15 protein-coding genes are annotated in these 21,711 nt (G+C 71.3%); 9 read left to right on the forward strand and 6 right to left on the reverse strand.

What is annotated here, in order from left to right; translation table 11 throughout:
* The first annotated feature begins 84 nt into the window (after positions 1-84).
* The 6 genes from ACX27O_RS13265 (at position 85) to ispG (ending at position 8,867) form a co-directional block, all read left to right on the forward strand.
* On the forward strand, positions 85-3,768 hold the full coding sequence (locus tag ACX27O_RS13265) for a CARDB domain-containing protein (protein WP_458939505.1): 3,684 nt from the start codon (positions 85-87) through the stop codon (positions 3,766-3,768).
* 151 nt (positions 3,769-3,919) lie between these two features.
* A complete protein-coding gene (locus tag ACX27O_RS13270) occupies positions 3,920-4,378 on the forward strand; it encodes a hypothetical protein (protein WP_051708723.1) in 459 nt (152 codons plus the stop codon).
* A gap of 154 nt (positions 4,379-4,532) precedes the next feature.
* The gene (locus ACX27O_RS13275; RefSeq protein ID WP_051708722.1) at positions 4,533-5,180 is read left to right on the forward strand and encodes a Uma2 family endonuclease; all 648 of its coding nucleotides are present in this window, start codon (positions 4,533-4,535) and stop codon (positions 5,178-5,180) included.
* A gap of 43 nt (positions 5,181-5,223) precedes the next feature.
* The gene (gene dxr, locus ACX27O_RS13280; protein WP_030335169.1) at positions 5,224-6,435 is read left to right on the forward strand and encodes a 1-deoxy-D-xylulose-5-phosphate reductoisomerase; all 1,212 of its coding nucleotides are present in this window, start codon (positions 5,224-5,226) and stop codon (positions 6,433-6,435) included.
* Positions 6,435-7,685, forward strand: a complete 1,251-nt coding sequence (locus ACX27O_RS13285) for a M50 family metallopeptidase (protein ID WP_458939506.1) — start codon at positions 6,435-6,437, stop codon at positions 7,683-7,685. Before dxr ends, ACX27O_RS13285 begins: the two co-directional genes overlap by 1 nt.
* Before the next feature lie 9 nt (positions 7,686-7,694).
* On the forward strand, positions 7,695-8,867 hold the full coding sequence (gene ispG, locus ACX27O_RS13290; protein ID WP_030335165.1) for a flavodoxin-dependent (E)-4-hydroxy-3-methylbut-2-enyl-diphosphate synthase: 1,173 nt from the start codon (positions 7,695-7,697) through the stop codon (positions 8,865-8,867).
* Positions 8,868-9,032: 165 nt separating this feature from the next.
* Here ispG and ACX27O_RS13295 read toward each other — a convergent pair whose 3' ends face one another.
* On the reverse strand, positions 9,033-9,629 hold the full coding sequence (locus tag ACX27O_RS13295; RefSeq protein WP_030335162.1) for a PadR family transcriptional regulator: 597 nt from the start codon (positions 9,627-9,629) through the stop codon (positions 9,033-9,035).
* A 112-nt stretch (positions 9,630-9,741) separates the two neighbouring features.
* On the opposite strand from ACX27O_RS13295, the gene ACX27O_RS13300 reads away from it, so the two are divergent.
* Together ACX27O_RS13300 and ACX27O_RS13305 are read left to right on the forward strand one after the other, a co-directional pair.
* Complete coding sequence (locus ACX27O_RS13300; protein WP_030335161.1) at positions 9,742-10,995, forward strand: MFS transporter; 1,254 nt, start codon at positions 9,742-9,744, stop codon at positions 10,993-10,995.
* Between the two features lie 5 nt (positions 10,996-11,000).
* Complete coding sequence (locus tag ACX27O_RS13305) at positions 11,001-11,840, forward strand: GNAT family N-acetyltransferase (protein WP_030335160.1); 840 nt, start codon at positions 11,001-11,003, stop codon at positions 11,838-11,840.
* A gap of 497 nt (positions 11,841-12,337) precedes the next feature.
* Here ACX27O_RS13305 and ACX27O_RS13310 read toward each other — a convergent pair whose 3' ends face one another.
* Positions 12,338-12,901: a hypothetical protein gene (locus tag ACX27O_RS13310; protein ID WP_458939507.1), complete on the reverse strand. Its 564-nt coding sequence runs from the start codon at positions 12,899-12,901 to the stop codon at positions 12,338-12,340.
* 925 nt (positions 12,902-13,826) lie between these two features.
* Here ACX27O_RS13310 and ACX27O_RS13315 point away from each other — a divergent pair.
* Positions 13,827-17,339 (forward strand): ATP-binding cassette domain-containing protein, encoded by a 3,513-nt coding sequence (locus ACX27O_RS13315; RefSeq protein ID WP_210865781.1) that lies wholly within the window; start codon positions 13,827-13,829, stop codon positions 17,337-17,339.
* Positions 17,340-17,388: 49 nt separating this feature from the next.
* Here ACX27O_RS13315 and ACX27O_RS13320 read toward each other — a convergent pair whose 3' ends face one another.
* The 4 genes from ACX27O_RS13320 to ACX27O_RS13335 form a co-directional block, all read right to left on the reverse strand.
* A complete protein-coding gene (locus tag ACX27O_RS13320) occupies positions 17,389-18,456 on the reverse strand; it encodes an NADH:flavin oxidoreductase/NADH oxidase (protein ID WP_030337635.1) in 1,068 nt (355 codons plus the stop codon).
* A 69-nt stretch (positions 18,457-18,525) separates the two neighbouring features.
* Entirely contained in the window at positions 18,526-19,818 is a 1,293-nt protein-coding gene (locus ACX27O_RS13325) for a dicarboxylate/amino acid:cation symporter (protein WP_030337634.1), read from the reverse strand.
* Positions 19,819-19,984: 166 nt separating this feature from the next.
* Complete coding sequence (locus tag ACX27O_RS13330) at positions 19,985-20,668, reverse strand: DUF998 domain-containing protein (RefSeq protein ID WP_051708861.1); 684 nt, start codon at positions 20,666-20,668, stop codon at positions 19,985-19,987.
* Positions 20,661-21,626, reverse strand: a complete 966-nt coding sequence (locus tag ACX27O_RS13335) for a glutathione S-transferase family protein (protein ID WP_458939508.1) — start codon at positions 21,624-21,626, stop codon at positions 20,661-20,663. The genes ACX27O_RS13330 and ACX27O_RS13335 overlap by 8 nt, the downstream gene beginning before the upstream one ends.
* Between the last annotated feature and the right edge of the window lie 85 nt (positions 21,627-21,711).

Here is a 21,711-nt window from a genome sequence, read left to right on the forward strand (position 1 = left end):
CCCGCGTCGGCCGGCGCTGCACCGCCGCACCCCCACCCCCGTGGTCACGCCACCGCGGCAACCGCCCCCGACGACAGGACAGTCATGAGACGAACGAATCTGTTCAGGATGGTGGCGGCCACGGCCGTCGCCGCGCTGATCGCCACGGCCGGGGCGACCGCCGTCGCGACCCCGGCCGCCGCCCGTCCCGCCGACACCGCAGCAGCAGCGACCAGTAGCTTCGCCCCGGCGGCCACCAACCTCGCGCAGGGCCGTCCCACCCAGGAGAGCGGCCACGCCGACGTCTACGACTCGTCGAAGGTCGTCGACGGCAACGCGGGCAGCTACTGGGAGAGCGTCAACAACGCGTTCCCGCAGTGGGTGCAGGTCGATCTCGGCTCGTCGCAGAGCGTCAACCAGGTGGTGCTGAAACTGCCGACCGCCGGTTGGGGGACCCGGACGCAGACGCTGAGCGTGCGAGGCAGCGCCAACGGCTCGTCCTTCACCGACCTGGTGGGGTCGCAGACGTACACCTTCAACCCGGCGAGCGGCAGCACCGTCACGATCAACTTCAGCTCGACGTCCACCCGCTACGTCCGGATCACCGTCACCGCCAACAGCGGCTGGCCCGCCGGGCAGCTCTCCGAGCTGGAGGTGTACGGCAGCGGCGGCACCAGCCCGGACACCACCGCGCCGAGCGTCCCGGGCACGCTGTCGCAGAGCACGTCGGGCAGCACGATCACGCTGAACTGGGGTGCCTCCACCGACTCCGGTGGTAGCGGGCTGGCCGGCTACAACGTCTACCGGGGCGGCAGCCTGATCGCGACGCTGGGCACCGTCCTGACCTATCAGGACACCCAGCCGGCCACGGCGACGGTGTCCTACTACGTCCGGGCCCGCGACGCCGCCGGCAACCTCTCCGGCAACAGCAACACCGTCACCCGGACCGGCAGCAACCCGCCCCCCTGCACCAACGTGGCGCAGGGCAAGAGCATGACGGCGAGCGGCTCCACCTTCAGCTTCACCCCGGACAAGGCGAACGACGGGCAGCTCGGCACCTACTGGGAGGGTGCGGCGAGTTACCCGCAGAACCTGACAGTGGCGTTGGGCGCGAACCACGCCATCTCCGGTGTCACTGTGAAGCTCAACCCCGACCCGGCCTGGGGCACCCGTACCCAGACCATCCAGGTCCTCGGTCGCGACCAGGCGTCGTCGGCGTACACCAGCCTCGTGTCGGCGGCGGCCTACCAGTTCGTCCAGGGCACCAACGTGGTGACCATCCCGGTCACCGCCACCACCGCTGACGTGCAGTTGCGGTTCACCGGCAACACCGGTGCCCCGTCCGGCCAGGTCGCCGAACTAGAGGTGTGCGGCACCCCGGCGCCCAACCCGGACCTGGTGGTCAGCTCGGTGACCTGGTCGCCGGCGTCGCCCAGCGAGGTCTCGCCGGTCACCCTCTCGGCCGTGGTGCAGAACATCGGGTCGGCGTCCGCCGGTGCGACCAGTGTGAACTTCAGCCTGGCCGGCGCCGTCGTCGGCAGCGCCTCGGTGGGCACCCTCGCCGCGGGCGCCTCGACCACCGTGACGTTCAACGCCGGTACCCGGCCGATGGGCAGCTACGCCGTCGCGGCGGTGGTCGACCCGGCGAACACGATCGTCGAGCAGAACAACGGCAACAACAGCCTCACCGCCGCGTCGCCGCTGGTCGTGACGCAGGCCCCGGGCCCCGACCTCCAGGTGCTCAGCATCGCCTCGAACCCGCCGAACCCGGCCGTCGGAGCGTCCGTCACCTTCACCGTGGCGGTGCGCAACCGGGGCACCGCGGCGACCGGCACCACCACCGTCACCCGGCTGGTGGCGGGCGGCACCACGCTCAACACGACCACCGCCTCGATCGCGGCCGGCGCGACGGCCACCGTGGCCGTCAGCGGTAGTTGGACCGCCACCAGCGGCGGCGCCACCCTCACCGCCACCGCCGACGCCACGAACGTGGTCACCGAGACCAACGAGACGAACAACTCGTTGAGCCAGTCGATAGTGGTCGGGCGCGGGGCCGCCGTCCCGTACGTCTCGTACGAGGCGGAGGCCGGTCGTTACCAGGGCACGCTGTTGGAGGCCGACCCGCTGCGCACCTTCGGGCACACCAACTTCGCCAGCGAGTCCTCGGGCCGCAAGTCGGTCCGGCTCACCGGCACCGGCCAGTTCGTCGAGTTCACCTCGACCAACCAGGCCAACTCCATAGTGGTGCGCAACTCCATCCCGGACGCCCCCGGTGGTGGCGGTATCGAGGCGACCATCAGCCTCTACGTCAACGACGTCTTCTCCCGGAAGTTGACCCTGTCGTCGAAGCACAGCTGGCTCTACGGCAACACCGACGGGCCGGAGGCGCTCACCAACACCCCGCAGGCCGACGCCCGACGGCTCTTCGACGAGTCGAACGCGCTGCTGGCGCAGTCGTACCCGGCCGGCACCCGGTTCAAGTTGCAGCGCGACTCGGGTGACACCGCCGCCTTCTACGTCATCGACATGATCGACCTGGAGCAGGTGGCGCCGGCGGCGAGCCAACCGGCCGGCTGCACCTCGATCACCCAGTACGGCGCGGTCCCGAACGACGGGCTCGACGACACCGCCGCCATCCAGCGGGCGGTGACCGACGACCAGAACGGCGTCATCAGCTGCGTCTGGATCCCCGCCGGGCAGTGGCGGCAGGAGCAGAAGATCCTGACCGACGACCCACTGAACCGGGGTACGCACAACCAGGTCGGCATCAGCAACGTCACCATTCGGGGCGCCGGCATGTGGCACTCGCAGCTCTACACGCTCACCGAGCCGCAGAACGCCGGTGGCATCAACCACCCGCACGAGGGCAACTTCGGCTTCGACATCGACAAGAACACCCAGATCTCCGACATCGCCATCTTCGGCTCCGGCCGGATCCGCGGCGGCGACGGCAACGCCGAGGGCGGTGTCGGCCTGAACGGTCGCTTCGGCACCGGCACCCGGATCAGCAACGTCTGGATCGAGCACGCCAACGTGGGCGTCTGGGTGGGTCGCGACTACGACAACATCCCCGACCTGTGGGGGCCGGCCGACGGGCTGGAGTTCACCGGCATGCGGATCCGCAACACGTACGCCGACGGCATCAACTTCAGCAACGGCACGCGCAACTCGCGGGTGTTCAACTCGTCGTTCCGCACCACCGGCGACGACGCCCTGGCCGTCTGGGCCAACCCGTACGTCAAGGACCGCAACGTCGACATCGCCCACGACAACCACTTCGTCAACAACACCATCCAGTTGCCCTGGCGGGCCAACGGCATCGCCATCTACGGCGGCTACGACAACTCGATCGAGAACAACCTGATCTACGACACCGCCAACTACCCGGGCATCATGCTGGCGACCGACCACGACCCGCTGCCGTTCTCCGGGACGACGTTGATCGCCAACAACGGGCTCTACCGCACCGGCGGCGCCTTCTGGAACGAGGACCAGGAGTTCGGTGCGATCACCCTGTTCCCCGCCACCCGGGACATCGTCGGGGTCACCATCCGCGACACCGACATCATCGACTCGACGTACGACGGCATCCAGTTCAAGAATGGCGGCGGCAACATGCCGAACGTCGCCATCACCAACGTGCGGATCGACAAGTCGAACAACGGTGCCGGCATCCTCGCGATGGGCGGCGCGCGCGGCAACGCCAACCTCACCAACGTGACAATCACCAACTCGGCCGACGGCAACATCGTCATCCAGCCGGGCTCCCAGTTCGTCATCACCCCCTGATCGGCACGCGCTAGGTGACGTCGGGGTGTCCGCAGCGCGCGGGCACCCCGACTTCCGTGCTGTGGGGGTGACGATGCGGACGCCTCACGGCGGCGAGCCAGCCCGTGCAATGATCAAGACCAGCTCGCTGGGGGGAAGGCGGACAGACGGGATGGGTGTCGTCACGACCGGGCTCTGCCTCGCCGTACCCGCTCTGTTCCTGCTCTGGTTCTGGGGCCGACCCCTGCTCACCGGCCGGTGGAAGACTCCAGGCTGGTTCGTCGCGACGGCCGGCCTCTCGATCGTCGCCACCGCTGTCACCTGGTTCGTCGGGGCGTTCGCGGGTTCCTCCATGAGTTCGGCGGAGTCCTGCCGACAGGCCGGCGTCAACTACGACAGTGCCTACCGCGCCGCCCACTGGCGTGAGTCGTCGCGATGGTTCCCGCTGCACGATCGGTGCAACGCCACCCACGACCTGGTGCCCGCCTGGATCAATCCGGCCCTGGTGCTGCTGTCCCTGCTGGCCGTCCTCTGCGTCGGCGCAGCGGTGTGGCTGGCCGTCGCACGACGCCGGACCGAGGCCGATCGGGTGCCGGCCCGCAGATCTTGGACACTTTCCGTTCGGCGATGACGGAAAGTGTCCAAGATCTGCACGCGCCACGTGAGGCCGCGTGCCTCGATGTCGTCATCTCGGATCAACGGACCGGGTGTGCGATGCCGCGCTTCTGGGGCTGCGGTGACTAGGCTGACCTGAGCAGGATGGTCCGCTGAGGGGGTGAGCCCGGATGGCCCAGGCAGCGTTCGCGCCGGAGCCGGCGCCGCAGCACACCGAGCCGTCGTTCGACGTGCTGCGGTGGCACGACGAGCCGTGGACCGCGCAGCTCGCCCTCGACCTGTTGCCGGAGACCAACGGCCCCAAGGTTGAGGTCCTGAGCGGAAGCGTGATCGTGACACCACATGCCGGGTATGACCATCAGGACGCGGAGCTGGGTCTCGCCTATCTCCTCAAGCAGGCGGCCCGTCGGGCGAAGCTGTGGCTCTATCTCGAGACGAACATCGTCTCTGGCGAAGATCTCTTCATCCCGGACATCGTCATTCTCGACGCTCCTGGCGGCGGCCGAACGACGATGGACATCAGGCACGCCGTGCTTCTCGGGGAGATCGTCTCGCCCGGAAACCGGCGCAAGGACATCATCGACCGTCCGCGCGAGTACGCCGCCGCCGGTGTGCCGTTCTTCCTCCGGGTCGACCTGCGCAATCGGGTGCCCACCATCGCGCTGTACGAGCTGACCGAGGGGGAGTACCGGCCGGTGGCCGCCGCCGCGGCCGGGACACCCTTCGTGATGCGCGAGCCGTTCGAGTTCACCATCGACCCGGACGACCTGCTCGGCGAGGAAGCGCCCCCGGAAGAGTCGGCGGACGGCGAGGCCTGAGGCTCCCAGCGGGCGTGCAGCCCGGGTGGGGAAGAATGGCTTCGTGACTTCCCCCCGCGACCTCGTTCTGCTCGGGTCCACCGGCTCGATCGGCACTCAGGCCATCGACATCGTCCGGCGCAACCCGGACCGGTTCCGGGTCGTCGCCGTCGGTGCCGGCGGCGGCAATGTCGAACTGCTCGCCACGCAGGCCCTCGAACTGGGCGTCGAGGCGGTCGGGGTGGCCAAGGCGTCCGCCGCGCAGGACCTGCAACTCGCGTTCTACGCCGAGGCGAGCCGGCGCGGCTGGGCCACCGGCGACTTCAAGCTTCCCAAGATCGTGGCCGGCCCGGACGCGATGACCGAGCTGGCCCAGTGGCCGTGCGACATCGTGCTCAACGGGGTGGTCGGCTCGCTGGGCCTCGCTCCTACGCTGGCCGCGCTGCGCGGTGGTCGTACCCTCGCGCTTGCCAACAAGGAGTCGCTGGTGGCCGGCGGCCCGCTGGTCAAGGCCGCGGTGACGCGGCCGGGGCAGATCGTGCCGGTCGACTCGGAGCACTCGGCGCTGGCCCAGTGCCTGCGCTCCGGGGCGCGCGGTGAGGTGCGGCGGCTGATCGTCACGGCCAGCGGCGGCCCGTTCCGGGGTCGGCGGCGCGACGAGTTGACGCAGGTCACGCCGGAGCAGGCGCTCGCGCACCCGACCTGGAACATGGGGCCGGTCGTCACGATCAACTCCGCGACCATGGTCAACAAGGCGCTGGAGGTGATCGAGGCGCACGAGCTGTTCGACGTGCCCTACGCCGACATCACCGTGATGGTGCACCCGCAGTCGGTGATCCACTCGATGGTCGAGTTCGTCGACGGCTCGACGATCGCCCAGGCCAGCCCACCGGACATGCGGCTGCCGATCGCGCTCGGCATGGGCTGGCCGGACCGGGTTCCCGAGGCCGCCACCGCCGTCGACTGGACGGCCGCGCACACCTGGGAGTTCGCGCCGCTCGACGACGAGGCGTTCCCGGCCGTCGCCCTGGCCAAGGCCGCCGGGGAGGCCGGGCGCTGCCGCCCGGCGATCTACAACGCGGCGAACGAGGAGTGCGTGGCCGCGTTCGTGGCGGGCCGGCTGCCGTTCCTCGGCATCGTCGACACACTCGAACGCGTGTTGGAGGAGGCTCCGGACTTCGACGAACCAGGTACCGTCGAGGACGTGCTCGCGGCCGAGTCGTGGGCGCGCGCGCACGCGCAGGAGATCATCGCGGGTTCGGTGGAAGGAGCTTGATGTCGTACCTGCTCGGGGTGGTCCTCTTCGCCCTGGCCATTCTCATCTCGGTGAGCCTGCACGAGGCCGGTCACCTGCTGACCGCCAAGGCGTTCGGGATGAAGGTCACCAAGTACTTCGTGGGTTTCGGCCCCACCATCTGGTCGTTCCGCCGGGGTGAGACGGAGTACGGACTCAAGGGCATCCCTCTCGGCGGCTTCTGCAAGATCGTCGGGATGACGCCGCAGGACGACGACGTCGAGCCGGGCGACGAGTCGCGGGTGATGTGGCGCTACCCGGTCTGGAAACGGACGATCGTGATGGCCGCCGGGTCGATCACGCACTTCGCGCTCGCCCTGGTCACCATCTGGATCCTCGCCGTCTCCGCCGGCCTGCCCAACCCCGACTTCCCGACCACCGACGCGCAGGCCCGCCAGGAGCCCGCCGTCATCCAGCTCAGCGATTGCGTGGTCCCGGAGAACGCGGTGCGGGCGTGCACCCCCGCCGACGCGGCCAGCCCGGCCGCCCAGGCGCAGTTGAAGAACGGTGACCGGATCACCTCGATCAACGGCACCCCGATCGGCAACTACGGCGACCTGCTCACCACGCTGCGCAGCCTCAAGCCGGGCGAAACCGCGCAGATCGCGTACGTCCGCGACGGGCAGCCCGCCACCACCAGCACGGTGCTCGCGCAGACCCAGCGCCCGCCGCTGGACGACCCCAACGGCACCGCCGCGCCGGTGGCCGCGCTCGGCGTCGGGCTCGTTCCGAGCACGCCCACCCGCGTGACGTACGGCCCGGTCGGCGCCTTCGGCGCCACCGCCGACTTCACCGGTGACCTGGCCGTCGGCACCGCCCAGGCGCTCCAGCGCCTCCCGCAGAAGGTCCCCGCCCTGTGGACCGCCCTCACCGGCGGCGAACGGGACGTCGACACCCCGATCAGCGTGGTCGGCGCCAGCCGGCTCGGCGGCGAGGCGGTGGAGAACAACGCCTGGCTGGTCTTCTTCATGCTCTTCGTGTCGCTGAACTTCTTCATCGGCGTGTTCAACCTGCTGCCGCTGCTCCCGGTGGACGGCGGCCACATCGCCATCGCCTGGTTCGAACGGGCCCGCTCCTGGGTCTACGCGCGGATCGGTCGGGCCGACCCCGGCCGGGTGGACTACCTCAAACTGATGCCCTTCACGTACGTGGTGATCCTGATCGGTGGCGCGTTCACGCTGCTGACCATCGCCGCGGACGTCGTCAACCCGATCACGCTCTTTTCAAGGTGAGTGCCTGAAGTGACAGCTATCAGTCTCGGTATGCCCGCCGTGCCGCCCCCGTCGCTCGCACCCCGCCGGGCCAGCCGCCAGATCATGGTCGGTTCGGTTCCGGTCGGTGGTGGTGCGCCGGTGTCGGTGCAGTCGATGACCACGACCCTCACCTCCGACGTCAACGCGACCCTTCAGCAGATCGCCGAGCTGACCGCGTCCGGCTGCCAGATCGTCCGGGTGGCGGTGCCGTCCCAGGACGACGTGGAGGCGCTGCCCGCGATCGCCAAGAAGTCGCAGATCCCGGTGATCGCCGACATCCACTTCCAGCCCAAGTACGTCTTCGCCGCGATCGACGCCGGCTGCGCGGCGGTCCGGGTCAACCCGGGCAACATCCGCCAGTTCGACGACAAGGTCAAGGAGATCGCCCGGGCCGCCGGGGACGCGGGGGTGCCGATCCGGATCGGCGTCAACGCCGGGTCGCTGGACAAGCGCCTGCTGAGCAAGTACGGCAAGGCCACCGCCGAGGCGCTTGTCGAGTCGGCGCTGTGGGAGTGCTCGCTCTTCGAGGAGCACGGCTTCCGCGACATCAAGATCTCGGTGAAGCACAACGACCCGGTCGTGATGATCCGGGCGTACCGGCAGCTCGCCGAGCAGTGCGACTACCCGCTGCACCTCGGCGTCACCGAGGCCGGGCCGGCGTTCCAGGGCACCATCAAGTCGGCGGTCGCCTTCGGCGCGCTGCTGGCCGAGGGGATCGGCGACACGATCCGGGTGTCGCTCTCCGCCCCGCCGGTGGAAGAGATCAAGGTCGGCAACCAGATCCTGGAGTCCCTCGGTCTGCGCGAGCGCGGCCTGGAGATCGTCTCGTGCCCGTCCTGTGGGCGGGCCCAGGTGGATGTCTACAAGCTCGCCGAGGAGGTCACCGCCGGTCTGGAAGGGCTGCCGGTGCCGCTGCGGGTCGCCGTCATGGGCTGCGTCGTCAACGGTCCGGGTGAGGCCCGGGAAGCCGACCTCGGCGTCGCCTCCGGCAACGGCAAGGGCCAGATCTTCGTGAAGGGGCAGGTCGTCAAGACGGTGCCTGAGGCGCAGATCGTCGAGACGCTGATCGAGGAGGCGCTGCGGATCGCCGACGAGATGGGCGCCGAACTCCCCGAGGAGCTGCGCGGGCTGGTCACCGGCCCGACCGTCACCGTGCACTGATTTTCCATCTGGACGAAGCGGCCGTTCCCCATTCGGGGAACGGCCGCTTCGCGTCAGTGCTGCTGTGGTTTTCGTGGGTTGTGGCGCTCGTGCTCGTGATGATGTTCGCGCCTCCTGGTGCGTTCGTGTGTCGTGGCGCTCGGGCGTCGTGGCGCGGTGCTGGCGTCACTCGGATTCGGCGAGGATCGCGTACAGCTTGCGTCGGGTCTCGTCGAGCACCTGAGCGGCCCGCTCGCGCTGGTCGTCGGTGCCGTGCATCATCACCTGACGCAGGGCGTTCATCGCCTGTGCGCCGGAGTCGCGGATGTCGTGCCAGCTGCTCACCGTGCCCTGGGCGACGTCCGCCCACGGCGGGGTCTGCGCGGCCTCGGTGGCCTCGGCCTGACCGGCCTCGCTGACGGTGAACCGCTTCCGCCCACCACCGGACTCCTCGGTGCTGGCGACGATCACGCCCTCGTCCTCCAGTAGCTGGAGGGTGGGGTAGATCGAGCCCGGGCTCGGCCGCCACGCACCGCCGGTGCGGGAGTCGATCTCCTGGATCATCTCGTAGCCGTGCATCGGCCGCTCGGTGAGCAGGGCCAGGACGGAGGCGCGGACGTTGGGGCGTCGGCCCCGACCCCGTCCACGGCCCCGGCCGCCCCAGGGGCCGCCGCCGGGTCCGTGCTCGTGGCCATGACCGTGCGGGCCGGGCGGGACCGGCGGGAAGCCGAATCCCCGCATCCGGGCTTCGTGCATCGGGTGGTGCTGTCGGTGGAACCTCATCGGGCTCTTCCCTTCGGAGGACTATCGCTGATGCATCAACGATATATCGGCAATGCATCGTCGGCAAGCAGGGGTTCCCAAACCGTACGTACGTCTTGCTAAAGTCTCGGTCATGCGCCTGCTACCCCCGCCGGGTCCGTCCCGGGTCCTCACCCTCGGCACCCTGGTCAAGACCGTCGGGCGGGGCCTCTGGCTCGTCGCCAGCGCGCTCTTCCTCACCCGGTCGGTCGGCCTCTCGGCAACCCAGGTGGGCATCGGGCTGACCATCTCGGCTCTGGTCGGGGTGCTGGCCAGCACCCCGAGCGGCTACCTGGCCGACCGCGTCGGCCCACGTGGAGTGCAGGTCGGTGCGCTGTTCGCCGCCGGCACCCTCACCATCGGCCTGATCGCCGTCCGGTCGCTGCCCACGCTCGTACTGGTGGGAGCCGCCACCGCGCTCGCCGACGCGATCGAACGCGGCGCCCGCGGCGCGCTGATCGCCGGAGCGATCCCGGCCGGCGAGCGGGTCCGCACCCGCGCCTACCTGCGAGCCACCACCAACGTCGGGATCTCCGTCGGTGCCGTCCTCGGCGGCTTCGCCATCGCCGCCGACACCCGCACCGCTTACGTCGCGCTGATCCTGGCCTCGGCGGCGACGTCACTGGCCGCGGCGGTGATCTTCCTCCGACTGCCGACCGTCGCCCCGGTCGCCGCCCCGGCGCACGGCCCTCGACTGGTCGCCCTACGCGATCGCCCGTTCCTCGCCTTCACACTGGTCGACGGGCTGATGTCGATGCACTTCAGCCTGCTCACCATCGCCCTGCCGCTGTGGATCGCCGGCCACACCCGGGCCCCCGCCTGGATGATCTCCGCGTTGACGCTTGTCAACACCGTGCTGGTGGTGCTCCTTCAGGTCCGCGCCGCGCGTACCGCCGCCACAGTGCCCGGAGCCGCCCGCGCCGCCCGTCGAGCCGGCGTCGCCATCGCCCTGGCCTGCGTACTCTTCGCCGCCAGCGGTGCGCTGCCCACGGCCGGCGCGGTGAGCCTGCTCGGCCTCGGGGCGGTCGCCCACGTCACCGGTGAGCTGTGGCACTCCGCCGCCGGCTGGGGCATCTCCTTCGGGCTGGCACCGGCGGACGCCCAGGGGCAGTACCAGGGCGCGTACGGCATGGGCTACGAACTGGGCAAGATGCTCGCGCCGGTGGTGGTGACCTCCCTTGCGCTCGGCTGGGGCGTACCCGGCTGGCTTGTGCTCGGTGCCCTGTTCCTCCTGCTCGGAGCCCTGGTGCCCCCGGTCGTCCGATGGGCCGGGCGGACGCCGCCCCGTGAAGCCGGTGCCGGCCTTGTCACTCGACCGGCGGAGCGGGGGGTCAATCTGGCAGGCTGATAGTCGTGCTGACGGTGCCGGTACGCCAACTGGGGGAATCGGAGCGGCGCGCGGTCGAGCGACTGCTCGACCATGACCCGTTCGCGGGCGCGCAGGTCGCCGAGCGGATCGCCGCGCGCGGGCTCTCCTGGTGGCGGGCCGAAGGCAGAATCCTGGGGTACGGAGCCCGCCGCAACCTCGAATCACTCTGCTGGCTCGGCGGCAACCTGACCCCGGTGCTGGCCAGCGATGCCGCGGTGGGCGCCTTCGCCGACCTGCTCGCCGGCGAGGAACGGCTCTGCTCCTCCATCGTCGGCCGCGCCGACGCCGTCCTCGGGCTGTGGGACCGCCTCTCCGACACCTGGGGGCCAGCGCGAGACGTCCGCCCCAATCAGCCGCTGCTGGTCACCGACACGCTGCCACCCGTACCGGCCGACCCGGAGGTACGCCAGGTCCGCTCCGGCGAGGTCGACCGGCTCTTCCCGGCGGCGGTGGCCATGTACACCGAAGAGGTCGGCGTCTCCCCACTCGCCGAGGACGGCGGACGCAGCTACCGCCGGCGGGTCAACGACCTGGTCCGGACCGGTCGCGCGTACGCCCGCATCATCGACGGCAAAGTGGTGTTCAAGGCCGAACTCGCCGTTGTCACCAAGCGGACGGCGCAGATCCAGGGCGTCTGGGTGGCACCGGAGTGGCGGGGCCGGGGGATCGCCACCGCCGCCATGGCAGCCGTGGTGCGCGACGCGCTGCTGCGGGTCGCCCCCACCGTCAGCCTGTACGTCAACGACTTCAACCTCCCGGCCCGCCGCGTCTACGAGCGCTGCGGCTTCCAGCCGATCGGCACCCTGGCCACCGTCCTCTTCTGACCGCTGCGGGTGGGCCGCGGTGGGGTATCCCTGCAGATCTTGGACAGTTTCCGTTAGGGCGGAACGGAAAGTGTCCAAGATCTGTAAACGAACGCTGCTTGATGAGGCCATCCGAGCCGCCCGGTGACCCCCTGCATGGCCCACCCCCACCATCACGGCCGGCGTCCCGGCGTCCCGGCGTCCCGGCGTCTGGCATTGCGGGGTCCGGTGTCTGGCGTTCCGGGTCCGGCGTCTGGCGTCTGGCGTCTGGCGTTCCGGGTCCGGCGTCTGTCGTTCCGGCGTCCGGCGTCTGGCGTCTGGCGTTCCGGGTCCGGCGTCTGTCGTTCCGGCGTCCGGTGTTCCGGTGGCCGGGCGTCTGGCGTCAGGTGGTCAATGGTGCGGGTGCCGGGCGGTCGATGGCAATGCAAACGCCGCTGGCCGGCACCCCGGGTTGCGGGTGCCGGCCAGCGGTCGGTGGTCTTGGGTCTTACCGTGCGGTGGTGCGGGTGTGCTGGTGGTCAGCTGTTCCAGTGCTGGGCGACGAGGTCGGTGGCCTGCTGCTCCCACTGGGCGTAGGCGTCCGGGTAGGCCGAGACCTGCACGGTCTGCGCGGCCACGGTCAGCGGCATGTCCTGCCACCCGTCGACCTGCTTGAGGCCCTTGAGGAACGCGGTCGTCGAGTACTCAGGATCGGTGATCTGCTCCGGGGTACCCCAACCACTGGACGGGCGCTGCTGGAACAGGCCCAGCGAGTCGTGATCGTTGGCGTCGCCGAGGTGGCCCAGGTTTTCCAGCTTGGACTCCTGCAGGCTCGTCGCGATCGAGATGACCGCGGCGCGCTCGGGCAGGCCGGCCTTCTTCGTCGCGGCGATGATCGCCTTGACGTTGGCGCTCTGCTCGTCGTTGAGGGTGATGTGCGACTGCTCGCCCTGCGGCTTCGGCGCCTGCACGGCCACCGCTGCGGCGGTGGGCTTGGCGTCCACGGCCGGGTTGGCGTGGGCGGCGATCGGGCCGGCGAAGACACCACCGGCGAACGCGAGACCAGCAACGGACAGCATGCTCTTACGGAAGATCGTGTTCATGGGGGTAGCTCCTTCGGGGGTAGGAACACCCGAACCGCCAAAGGGGGGAACGGCGGCGGGGTGTGAGCACCTCGTCCGGCGCTGCACAAACAAACCGGGAAAGTCTGAGGGGTCGGCGGCCTGCGAGCGGGGGGCTCGTGGCGCCGGGGTCCAGGTGTAACGACCGGGGGGCCGGGGTCATTCCGGGGGTGGCCCATCCCGTCGGCACCCACGGGGAGGCGATGCCTGCGGTCGATCGTGGGGACCATAACGACCGGGGGGCCGGGGTCATTCCCCGGTGGCCCAACCTGTCGGCACCCCCATCACGGCGGTGCCTGCGGTCGATCGTGGGGACCATAACGACCGGGTGGCGGCGGGCATTCCACCCTGCCGGACCTCGGATCCCGCGCCCGTGAAGACCGGGCGGCGGGAGGTGCTGCTGCGATCGTCAGGGTGTGTAACGACCCCGGCCCGGCCACGATTCCCGCCTGCGGGTGCGCCCGGTCACCACCCACACACACCCCACAACCCGACACACCACCCACACGACCACGGCCCCACGGCGCCGAAGCGGCCCGCACGCCCGTGATCCACTCGGGTTCACGGAAACCGGGGCATCCGGGACGCCGGGCCACCCCGACTTCATGAAACCCGAGTCGATCAAGAACCCCGAAGACGCCCCGTCGGGTGTTCGGCCGGGCGTACGGGTCGTCCGGGCCGTGCCGTGCGGTAGGGGCGGGCCCGGGACGGATGGTCGATGGCGGACGGGGCCGACGGTCGACGGCGGACGGGGCCGATGGGTGACGGCGGACGGGGCCTGGGCCGGTCCGCCGCTGCTCCTGGCTGAACCGGCGGAGGCCCTGCTCAGGACCGGAAAATCGGTTGAGTTGACGGGTTGGCGCCGGCAGGCTGAGGTCTCCGCCACCCACGTCCCGGAGGACTTTCCATGCGCCTGCTCCGTGATCTGTGGGGCACCTCGACCCGCCGTATGACGATAGTGGCCGTTCTGATCGTGGTGGGCGCCGCTGGGCAGGCGGGCGCGTCGGCGCTGGCCGGCGCGGTGCTGGTGCATCGTTCTGCTGGCTTCTTCGCCGTGTTGGCCGGGGCTCTGGTCGCTGTGGTCCTCAGCGACCTCGCGGTGAGCCTGTTGATGGCCGGCCTGACCGCCGACTGGTCCGCCGACGTGCGTCGCCGGCTCTGTCGCGTCGCTCTCGGGCAGGACCTGCCCACCCTGGAGACCACCCCGGTGGGTGAGCTGCTGGACCGCATCGACGGGGATGTCTATCAGGTGGCGTCGGCGGTTCGTAACCAGGGCACCCGGCTGGCCCAGGGCCTCTGCGTCGGTCTGTTGTCGATGGTGGTCGCGCTTGTCGTCTGGTGGCCGGCGGGGATCGCGATGCTGCTGCTCACGGTGGTGCTCGCAATCGGACTGCGTCGGCCCACGGCACGGATCGGCCCGGCCCGGATGGCCGAGGAGGAGGCGTGGTCCGACCTGGCCGCCGTGATGGAGGAGGCGGTGCACGGCCAGGATGACGTACGCACCAGTTTGGCGCGGCCGTACGTGCTGCGGTTGTACGCCCGGCGGGCCGCTGCCGTGCTGTCGCGGGGCAGTGTGGTCTGGGTGTTGTCCGCCCGGGTGGCGACGGTGGCCACCGCGACGATCCGGGCTGGCATCGGCGCGGTGGTGCTCGGCGGTGCGTGGGCGTTGGCCACCGACCGGATCGACGCCGCCCGGCTCACCGCCATCTGGCTGCTCGCCCTGGCGTTCGGGGCCACCGCGGAACATGTCAGCCGGATGGTGCCGGAGATCCAGGAGGCTCTCGGCGCGTGGGCCCGGGTGCAGTTGCTCTACAAGGCCCGGCAGGAACCGGTCGGCGGGGCCAGCCCGAGCGAGGGCGACCTGCGCATTCGGGACCTGACATTCGGGTACGGGGAGAGTGACCGGGGGGCCGCGCTACGCGGGCTCAGCCTCACCTTCGCCCGTGGTCGGTCGTACGCGCTGATCGGACGGACCGGTTCGGGCAAGTCGACGTTGGCGAAGGTGCTCACCCGGGCGGTCGACGTGCCGCCGGGCACTGTCTTCCTCGGCGGCACCGACCTGTGTGACCTCGACGTCGAGCAGTTGCGCCGCTGGGTGGCGCTGGTGCCGCAGCGTACCGAGATCCTGGCCGGCACGCTCGCCGAGAACGTCGCGCTCTTCGACCCGGAGCTGCTCGACGCGGCGGCCCGGGCGCTCGACGAGTTGGGCCTGGCCGGTTGGATCGCCGAGTTGCCGGACGGGTTGGCGACCCGGCTGGGGGAGGGCGGGCATGTGCTCTCCGCCGGTCAGGAGCAGTTGGTGGCGTTCGCCCGGATCCTGGTGCGGGAGCCGCACGTGGTGATCCTCGACGAGGCCACCGCGCGCCTGGACCCGGTCACCGAGGCGCGGGTGCAGCGCGCCACCGAACGGCTGCTGCGCGACCGGATCGGCATCGTCATCGCGCACCGGCTCTCCTCGGTACGCCGCTGTGACGAGGTGGTCGTCCTGGCCGACGGCGCGGTGGTCGAGGCCGGTCCGCTGGAGACGTCGACCCGCTTCGCCGAACTGTTGGCGACCAGCCACGCCGCCGCGTACGCCACGGTGACGCCGTCGGGTCGCACCAGCGCCGGCACCGACCTGCTGGTCGGCCCCGACCCGGCCAACGCCTGGCCCAGCGAGCCGGTCGCGCCGGTGCCCGCCCTGGTCGGGCCGACCGAGCCGGTCGCGCCGACCCGGGCCGATCCGCCGCCACTGCCGCCCGTGCCGCCGGCCAGGACGCTGCGGGAGATCTTCCGGCTGTGCACCAACGATCCCCGGTACGGTGCGGCGGCGATCGTGCTGTTCCTCGGCCTCAGCCTGCTCGGGCTGGACGGCCCGGTGCTGCCCTGGCTCTGGGCGGACCTGGTCGACGGGACGGGCAGCCCGTACCTGCCGGCGGTGGGGATCGTCGCCGGGTTGTTGATCACCCTGCCGCTGCCGTTCTACACCCATGTCTGGTTCCCGCAATGGTGGGTGCGGCAGATGCTGCGCATCGGCCTTCGCCTGGTGCACGGCCAGACCGGGCCGCGTCGGGTCAGCTCACACACCCCGGCCGAGGTGGTGGCGCAGGGTGGGGACACCGAGCGGGTGGTCCAGCTCGCCGACAACGTGCTGGACCAGACCGTCGCGCTGGTGCTCGTGGTCGCCATGACGGCGGTCACCGGCAGTGTCGTACCCGGGCTGTTCTTCCTCGGCACGATGGTCGTCTCCGGGCTGGCCGCGACGTTGTTCGGGCCGAAACTGGAGCGCGCGGCCCGGGCGACGGTGGCGGCGCGGGCCGCGTTCGCCACCGCGCTGGTCTCCGCGCTCTCCGCGGCGCGGACGGTGAAGCTCGCCGGCGCGACCACTGCGGTGCTGCGTCACCTGGCGGGCCTGGACGTGCTGCGCAGCGACCGGCAGCGGCGGGAGATCGCGGTGCAGGTGTGGGCGCGTTCCACCCCGTCGATGGCCAGCGGGCTGCTGCCGATCGGCGCCTGGGCGTTGTACCTGAACGGTTCGCTCTCCGCCGGGGCGGTCCTGGTGGCCGTCTCCACGCTGGGTGCGGCCCGCTGGTTCGCCTGGACCACGGCGTCGTTGATCTCGCAGCTGCCCTCGGCGCGGGTCTGGACCCGGCGAACCGCGGCGATGACCGGGGTGAGCGCGTACTCGGCGGGGGTGCCGGAGGTCGACCTGACCGCCGGGACGGCGCCCGCGCCGACCATGCCGCCCCGCCACCCGCTGCGTCGGCTGGAGTTGCGCGGCTTCGGGGTGGTGCACTCCGACGGTACGGTGGCCGTCCGCGACGTGGACCTGACCGTGCAGCGGGGCCAGTTGGTGCTGGTCGTCGGGCCGGTGGGGTCGGGCAAGTCGTCGTTGCTGCGCGGGCTGGCCGGGATCGTGCACCACACCGGCGAGCTGGCCTGGAACGGTGACCCGGTCACCGAGCCGGAGCTGTTCCTGCGTCCCAACCAGGTCGGCTACGTCGCCCAGTTGCCCCGGGTGCTGTCCGGCACGGTGGCCGACAACATCGCCCTCGGGCACCAGGTGGACGCGGCTGGGGCGGTCAGCACCGCCCAGCTCGACCATGACCTGGCCGCCGCCGGTGGAGGGCTGGGCCTGCTCATCGGGCACAAGGGCACCCGGCTCTCCGGGGGGCAGTTGCAGCGGCTGGCGCTGGCCCGAGCGCTGGCCCCGCGTACCGAACTGCTGGTCGCCGACGATGTGTCGTCGGCGCTGGACGTCACTACCGAGCTGGCGCTGTGGGAGGCGTTGCGCGGCCATGGCGTGACGGTTGTCGGTTCGACGGCGAAGCGGGCCGCGTTGGTCCGGGCCGACCACGTGGTGGTGCTGCTCGGCGGCACGGTGGCGGCCCAGGGCACCTGGCAGGACCTGGAGGGCGACTGGTCGCACCTGGCCGGTTGACCGACGGTCGGGCGGCCGCCGTGTGGGCGGCCGCCCGACCGGTCGGGGTTCAGGCGGCGCGGGCGTACTGGGCGGGCCCGGAGTAGGCGACGCCGAGCTTCGCGGCGGCCCGGCGCGGCCAGTAGGGGTCGCGCAGCAACTCCCGGCCCAGCAGCACCAGGTCGGCCTCGCCGCCGGCGACGATCTGCTCGGCGTGCTCAGGCTCCACGATCAGGCCCACCGCGCCGGTCGGCACGCCGGCGTCGCGGCGGATCTGGGCGGCCAGCGGCACCTGGTAGCCGGGGCCGAGCGGGACGCGCTGGTCCACGCTCACCCCGCCGGAGGACGCGTCGACCAGGTCGACGCCGACGCCGGCCAGCTCACCGGCGAGCACCACGCTGTCGTCGATCGTCCAGCCACCCTCGACCCAGTCGGTGGCGGAGATCCGGGTCAGCACCGGCACGTCCTCGCCGACCGCGGCGCGCACCGCGCGGGCCACCTCCAGGGTCAGTCGCATCCGGGCGGCACGGTCGCCGCCGTAGCCGTCGGTGCGGTGGTTGGTCAACGGCGAGAGGAACTCGTTGAGCAGGTAGCCGTGCGCGGCGTGGATCTCCACGGCGGCGAAGCCGGCGTCCACTGCGCGTTCGGCTCCGGCCGCGAACGCCTCGACCACACCGGCGATGCCGGCCTCGTCCAGGCTGGTCGGCGTCCGGTAACCGGCGGTGAACGGCTCCGAGCCGGGGGCGACGGGCGTCCAGCCGCCCTCGGCGTCCGGCACGCCGCCGCGCTCCGGCGCCCACGGCCGGTAGGTGGAGGCCTTGAAGCCGGCGTGGGCGAGCTGTACGGCCGGCACCGCGCCGTGGGCGGCGACGAACGCGGTCACCGGCCGCCAGGCGTCGACGTGCGCACCTGACCAGAGGCCGGTGTCCTGCGGGCTGATCCGGCCCTCGGGAAGCACGGCGGTCGCCTCGGTCAGGACCAGGCCGGCGCCGCCGACAGCACGACTGCCGAGGTGGATCAGGTGCCAGTCGGTGGGCAGACCGTCGGGGCCGGCGGAGTACTGGCACATGGGTGCCATGGCGATCCGGTTGGGCAGTGTGACAGCGCGCAGGGCCAGGGGAGTGAACAGGGAACTCATGGGGTCATCCTCTCCGACACGACGACGGGCCCCCGGGGAGAGGGGCCCGTCGTCGTCTGGGTGAACCGATCAGGCAGGAACGGGGCTGAGCTCGGGTCGGGTGTCGGCTGCCGGCTCCGGCTCGGTCAGGTCACGCCGGCCGGCGGACTCGTACGCGGTGCGGTCGAGGGTGCCCTCGCGGGCGGCGACCACCGTCGGCACCAGTGCCTGCCCCGCGACGTTGGTGGCGGTGCGGATCATGTCCAGGATCGGGTCGATGGCCAGCAGCAGGCCGGCGCCGGCCAGCGGCAGGCCCAGCGTGCTGAGGGTGAGGGTGAGCATCACGATCGCGCCGGTCAGACCGGCGGTGGCCGCCGAGCCGACCACCGAGACGAAGGCGATCAGCAGGTAGTCGCCGATGCCGAGCTGCACGCCGAACACCTGGGCCACGAAGATCGCGGCGAGGGCCGGGTAGATGGCGGCGCAGCCGTCCATCTTCGTGGTGGCGCCGAAGGGCACCGCGAACGAGGCGTACTCGCGGGGCACACCGAGCCGCTCGACGGAGCGCTGGGTGACCGGCATGGTGCCGACCGAGGAGCGGGACACGAAGGCCAGCTCGATCGCCGGCCAGGCACCGGCGAAGAAGCGCAGCGGGTTGAGCCGGCCGGCAAGGATCAGGACCAGCGGGTAGACCACGAACAGCACGATGGCGCAGCCGACGTAGACGGCGGTGGTGAACTTCGCGAGGGGCGCCAGCAGGTCCCAGCCGTACGAGGCGACGGCGTTGCCGATCAGCCCGAGGGTGCCGATCGGGGCGAGCCGGATGACCCACCAGAGCGCCTTCTGGACGATCTCCAGCAGGGAGCGGTTCAGCGCCACGAACGGTTCGGCGGCCTCGCCGACCAGCAGGGCCGCGGCACCGATGACGACGGCCAGGAAGACGATCTGCAGGACGTTGCCCTCGACGAACGCGCCGACCGGGTTGGTGGGCACGATGCCGGTGAGGAAGTCGGTCCACGAACCGGTCTTCTTCGGCGCCGTGGCGCCACCCAGGTCGAGGGTCACCCCCTTGCCGGGGTTGGTGAGCAGGCCGAGGCCGATGCCGATGCTCACCGCGATCAGCGCGGTGATGCCGAACCACATCAGGGTCTTGAGAGCGAGCCGGGCGGCGTTGGCGACGCCACGCAGGCTGACCACGCTGACCACGATGGCGGTGAAGACCAGCGGCGGCACGGCCAGCTTGAGCAGCTGGATGAAGAGGCTGCCGACGGTGTGCAGGGTGCTGGTCAGCCAGCTCAGGTCGTTGGTGCGGGCCAGGAAGCCCAGCGCCACGCCGAGCACGAGGCCGAGCAGGATCTGCACGGAGAAGGGAATTTTGCGCAGGCTGAAGGGCATGAAGATCTATCCAATTGTCCGGTCCGATCGGGGCAGGCGTAGAAACGGCTAGCCCGGACAGATGCCACTGGCCTGCAGTCGGAGATCGACATACAGGCGGACAGTGAGGCCCCAGACATTGGTCATCGCTCGCCGACGTTACGCCGATTCCCGCTTATTGGAAGGACCGGTCGGGGTGAGGCTCCTTACAGAGGGCCAGTGCGGTGGCGGTGCACAGGCCCCACAGCACCGCGAGGGCGAGGATCAGTCGTTCCAGCACCCCCACCAGTGTGCCCCGGCCGATGACGAGCATCGCCAACCCCACAGTGGCGCAGAGCGGCAGGGCCAGCACGGCGGCCCCGCCCGCCAGTCGGCGCACCATGCTGCCGACCGACCCGGAGACGGCAAGCGTGATCATGGCGAAGACCACCGCCGCGGTCGCCGCGATGCTCGCGCCGCCGTGCACCAGGTCCGCCGTCGTCGCCCGCTCGAACGGTGGCAGCGGGCATCCGTCGGAGCAGGTCACCGCCCCGGACACGGCGGTGAACACGGCCCCGGTGGCGAGCAGCGCCGGAGCCGCCGCCCACACCCCCGGGGGCAGCGCCGCGCCGATCAGCAGCAACGCGGCGGCGAGGGCCAGGATCCCGATCCGGTACGTAGCGGCGTGGGCGCTGCCGGCGATGCCCGCCTCGCTGACGTACCCCGTGAGCCCTGGACCGGGACCGGCGACCACGGCGAGCGTCACCGCCACCGCGCCGGCCAGGGTGCAGCCGGCCGCGGCGGACCCGGCGGCCCGGCGGGCGATGTCCCCGCCCGTCGTGGGCGCGCTCGGGGCGGCGGACCGACCCGGCTCAGCCACGCCCGTGCGGCGTGCGCCAGCCCGACTCGTCCGGCCCGAGTGGCACGATGCCGCTGGGATTGATCTCCCGGTGCGTGCCGTAGTAGTGCCGCTTGATGTGGTCGAAGTCCACCGTCTCGCCGAAGCCCGGCGTCTGGAACAGGTCCCGGGCGTACGCCCAGAGCACCGGCATCTCGGTCAGCTTGTCGCGGTTGCACTTGAAGTGCCCGTGGTACGCCGCGTCGAAGCGGACCAGCGTGGTGAACAGCCGCACGTCCGCCTCGGTGATCGCGTCGCCCATCAGGTAACGCTGCCCGGCCAGCCGCTCGGAGAGCGCATCCAGCCGGGCGAAGAGCGCCCGGAACGCCTCGTCGTACGCCTCCTGCGAGGTGGCGAACCCGCACCGGTAGACGCCGTTGTTGACGTCGGCGTGGATCTCGACCATCAGCGCGTCCATCTCGGGGCGCAGGTCGACCGGGTACAGATCCGGTGCGTCGGGCCGGTGCAGCCGCCGCCACTCGGTGGAGAAGTCGAGGGTGAGCTGCGGGTAGTCGTTGGTGACCACCCGACCGGTCAGGGTGTCCACCAGGGCCGGCACCGTCACCCGGCCGGTGTAGTCGGGGTCGGTGGCCAGGTACGCCTCGGAGAGGAAGCTCACCCCGAGGACCGGGTCGAAGCCGTCCGGGTCGAGGGCGAACGCCCAGCCCCGCTCGTCCCGGATCGGGTCGACGGTGCCCAGCGAGATCGCGTCGTCCAGCCCGAGCAGGCCGCGCACGATCCTCGCCCGGTGTGCCCAGGGGCAGGCGCGGCACCAGATCAGCCGGTAACGGCCGGCCTCCAGTGGCCAACGGTCCTCCTCGTCCGGGCCGCCGCCGGGTGGGGCTGTCGAGTCGGCGGTGACCCGACCGGTGAACCGGTTCGGCTGGCGGACGAACGCGCCACCGCCGCTGGTCTCTGCGCTGAACTGGGCCCGGGCCATGCCGTCAACCTATCCGCTGCCGGCGCGGATATCCTGGCGGCCGGCAGCCCTCGCGACCCGGTGGGCGTGCCCCACCCCCGCCGTC

This window comes from Micromonospora sp. SD19 (assembly GCF_054462275.1).

What these genes read in the sequence shown, in the direction of transcription:
- ACX27O_RS13265 (WP_458939505.1), top strand. Translation starts at nt 85, where the DNA reads ATGAGACGAACGAATCTGTTCAGGATGGTGGCGGCCACGGCCGTCGCC.
- ACX27O_RS13270 (WP_051708723.1), top strand. Translation starts at nt 3,920, where the DNA reads ATGGGTGTCGTCACGACCGGGCTCTGCCTCGCCGTACCCGCTCTGTTC.
- ACX27O_RS13275 (WP_051708722.1), top strand. Translation starts at nt 4,533, where the DNA reads ATGGCCCAGGCAGCGTTCGCGCCGGAGCCGGCGCCGCAGCACACCGAG.
- ACX27O_RS13285 (WP_458939506.1), top strand. Translation starts at nt 6,435, where the DNA reads ATGTCGTACCTGCTCGGGGTGGTCCTCTTCGCCCTGGCCATTCTCATC.
- ACX27O_RS13295 (WP_030335162.1), bottom strand. Translation starts at nt 9,629, where the DNA reads ATGAGGTTCCACCGACAGCACCACCCGATGCACGAAGCCCGGATGCGG.
- ACX27O_RS13300 (WP_030335161.1), top strand. Translation starts at nt 9,742, where the DNA reads ATGCGCCTGCTACCCCCGCCGGGTCCGTCCCGGGTCCTCACCCTCGGC.
- ACX27O_RS13310 (WP_458939507.1), bottom strand. Translation starts at nt 12,901, where the DNA reads ATGAACACGATCTTCCGTAAGAGCATGCTGTCCGTTGCTGGTCTCGCG.
- ACX27O_RS13315 (WP_210865781.1), top strand. Translation starts at nt 13,827, where the DNA reads ATGCGCCTGCTCCGTGATCTGTGGGGCACCTCGACCCGCCGTATGACG.
- ACX27O_RS13320 (WP_030337635.1), bottom strand. Translation starts at nt 18,456, where the DNA reads ATGAGTTCCCTGTTCACTCCCCTGGCCCTGCGCGCTGTCACACTGCCC.
- ACX27O_RS13335 (WP_458939508.1), bottom strand. Translation starts at nt 21,626, where the DNA reads ATGGCCCGGGCCCAGTTCAGCGCAGAGACCAGCGGCGGTGGCGCGTTC.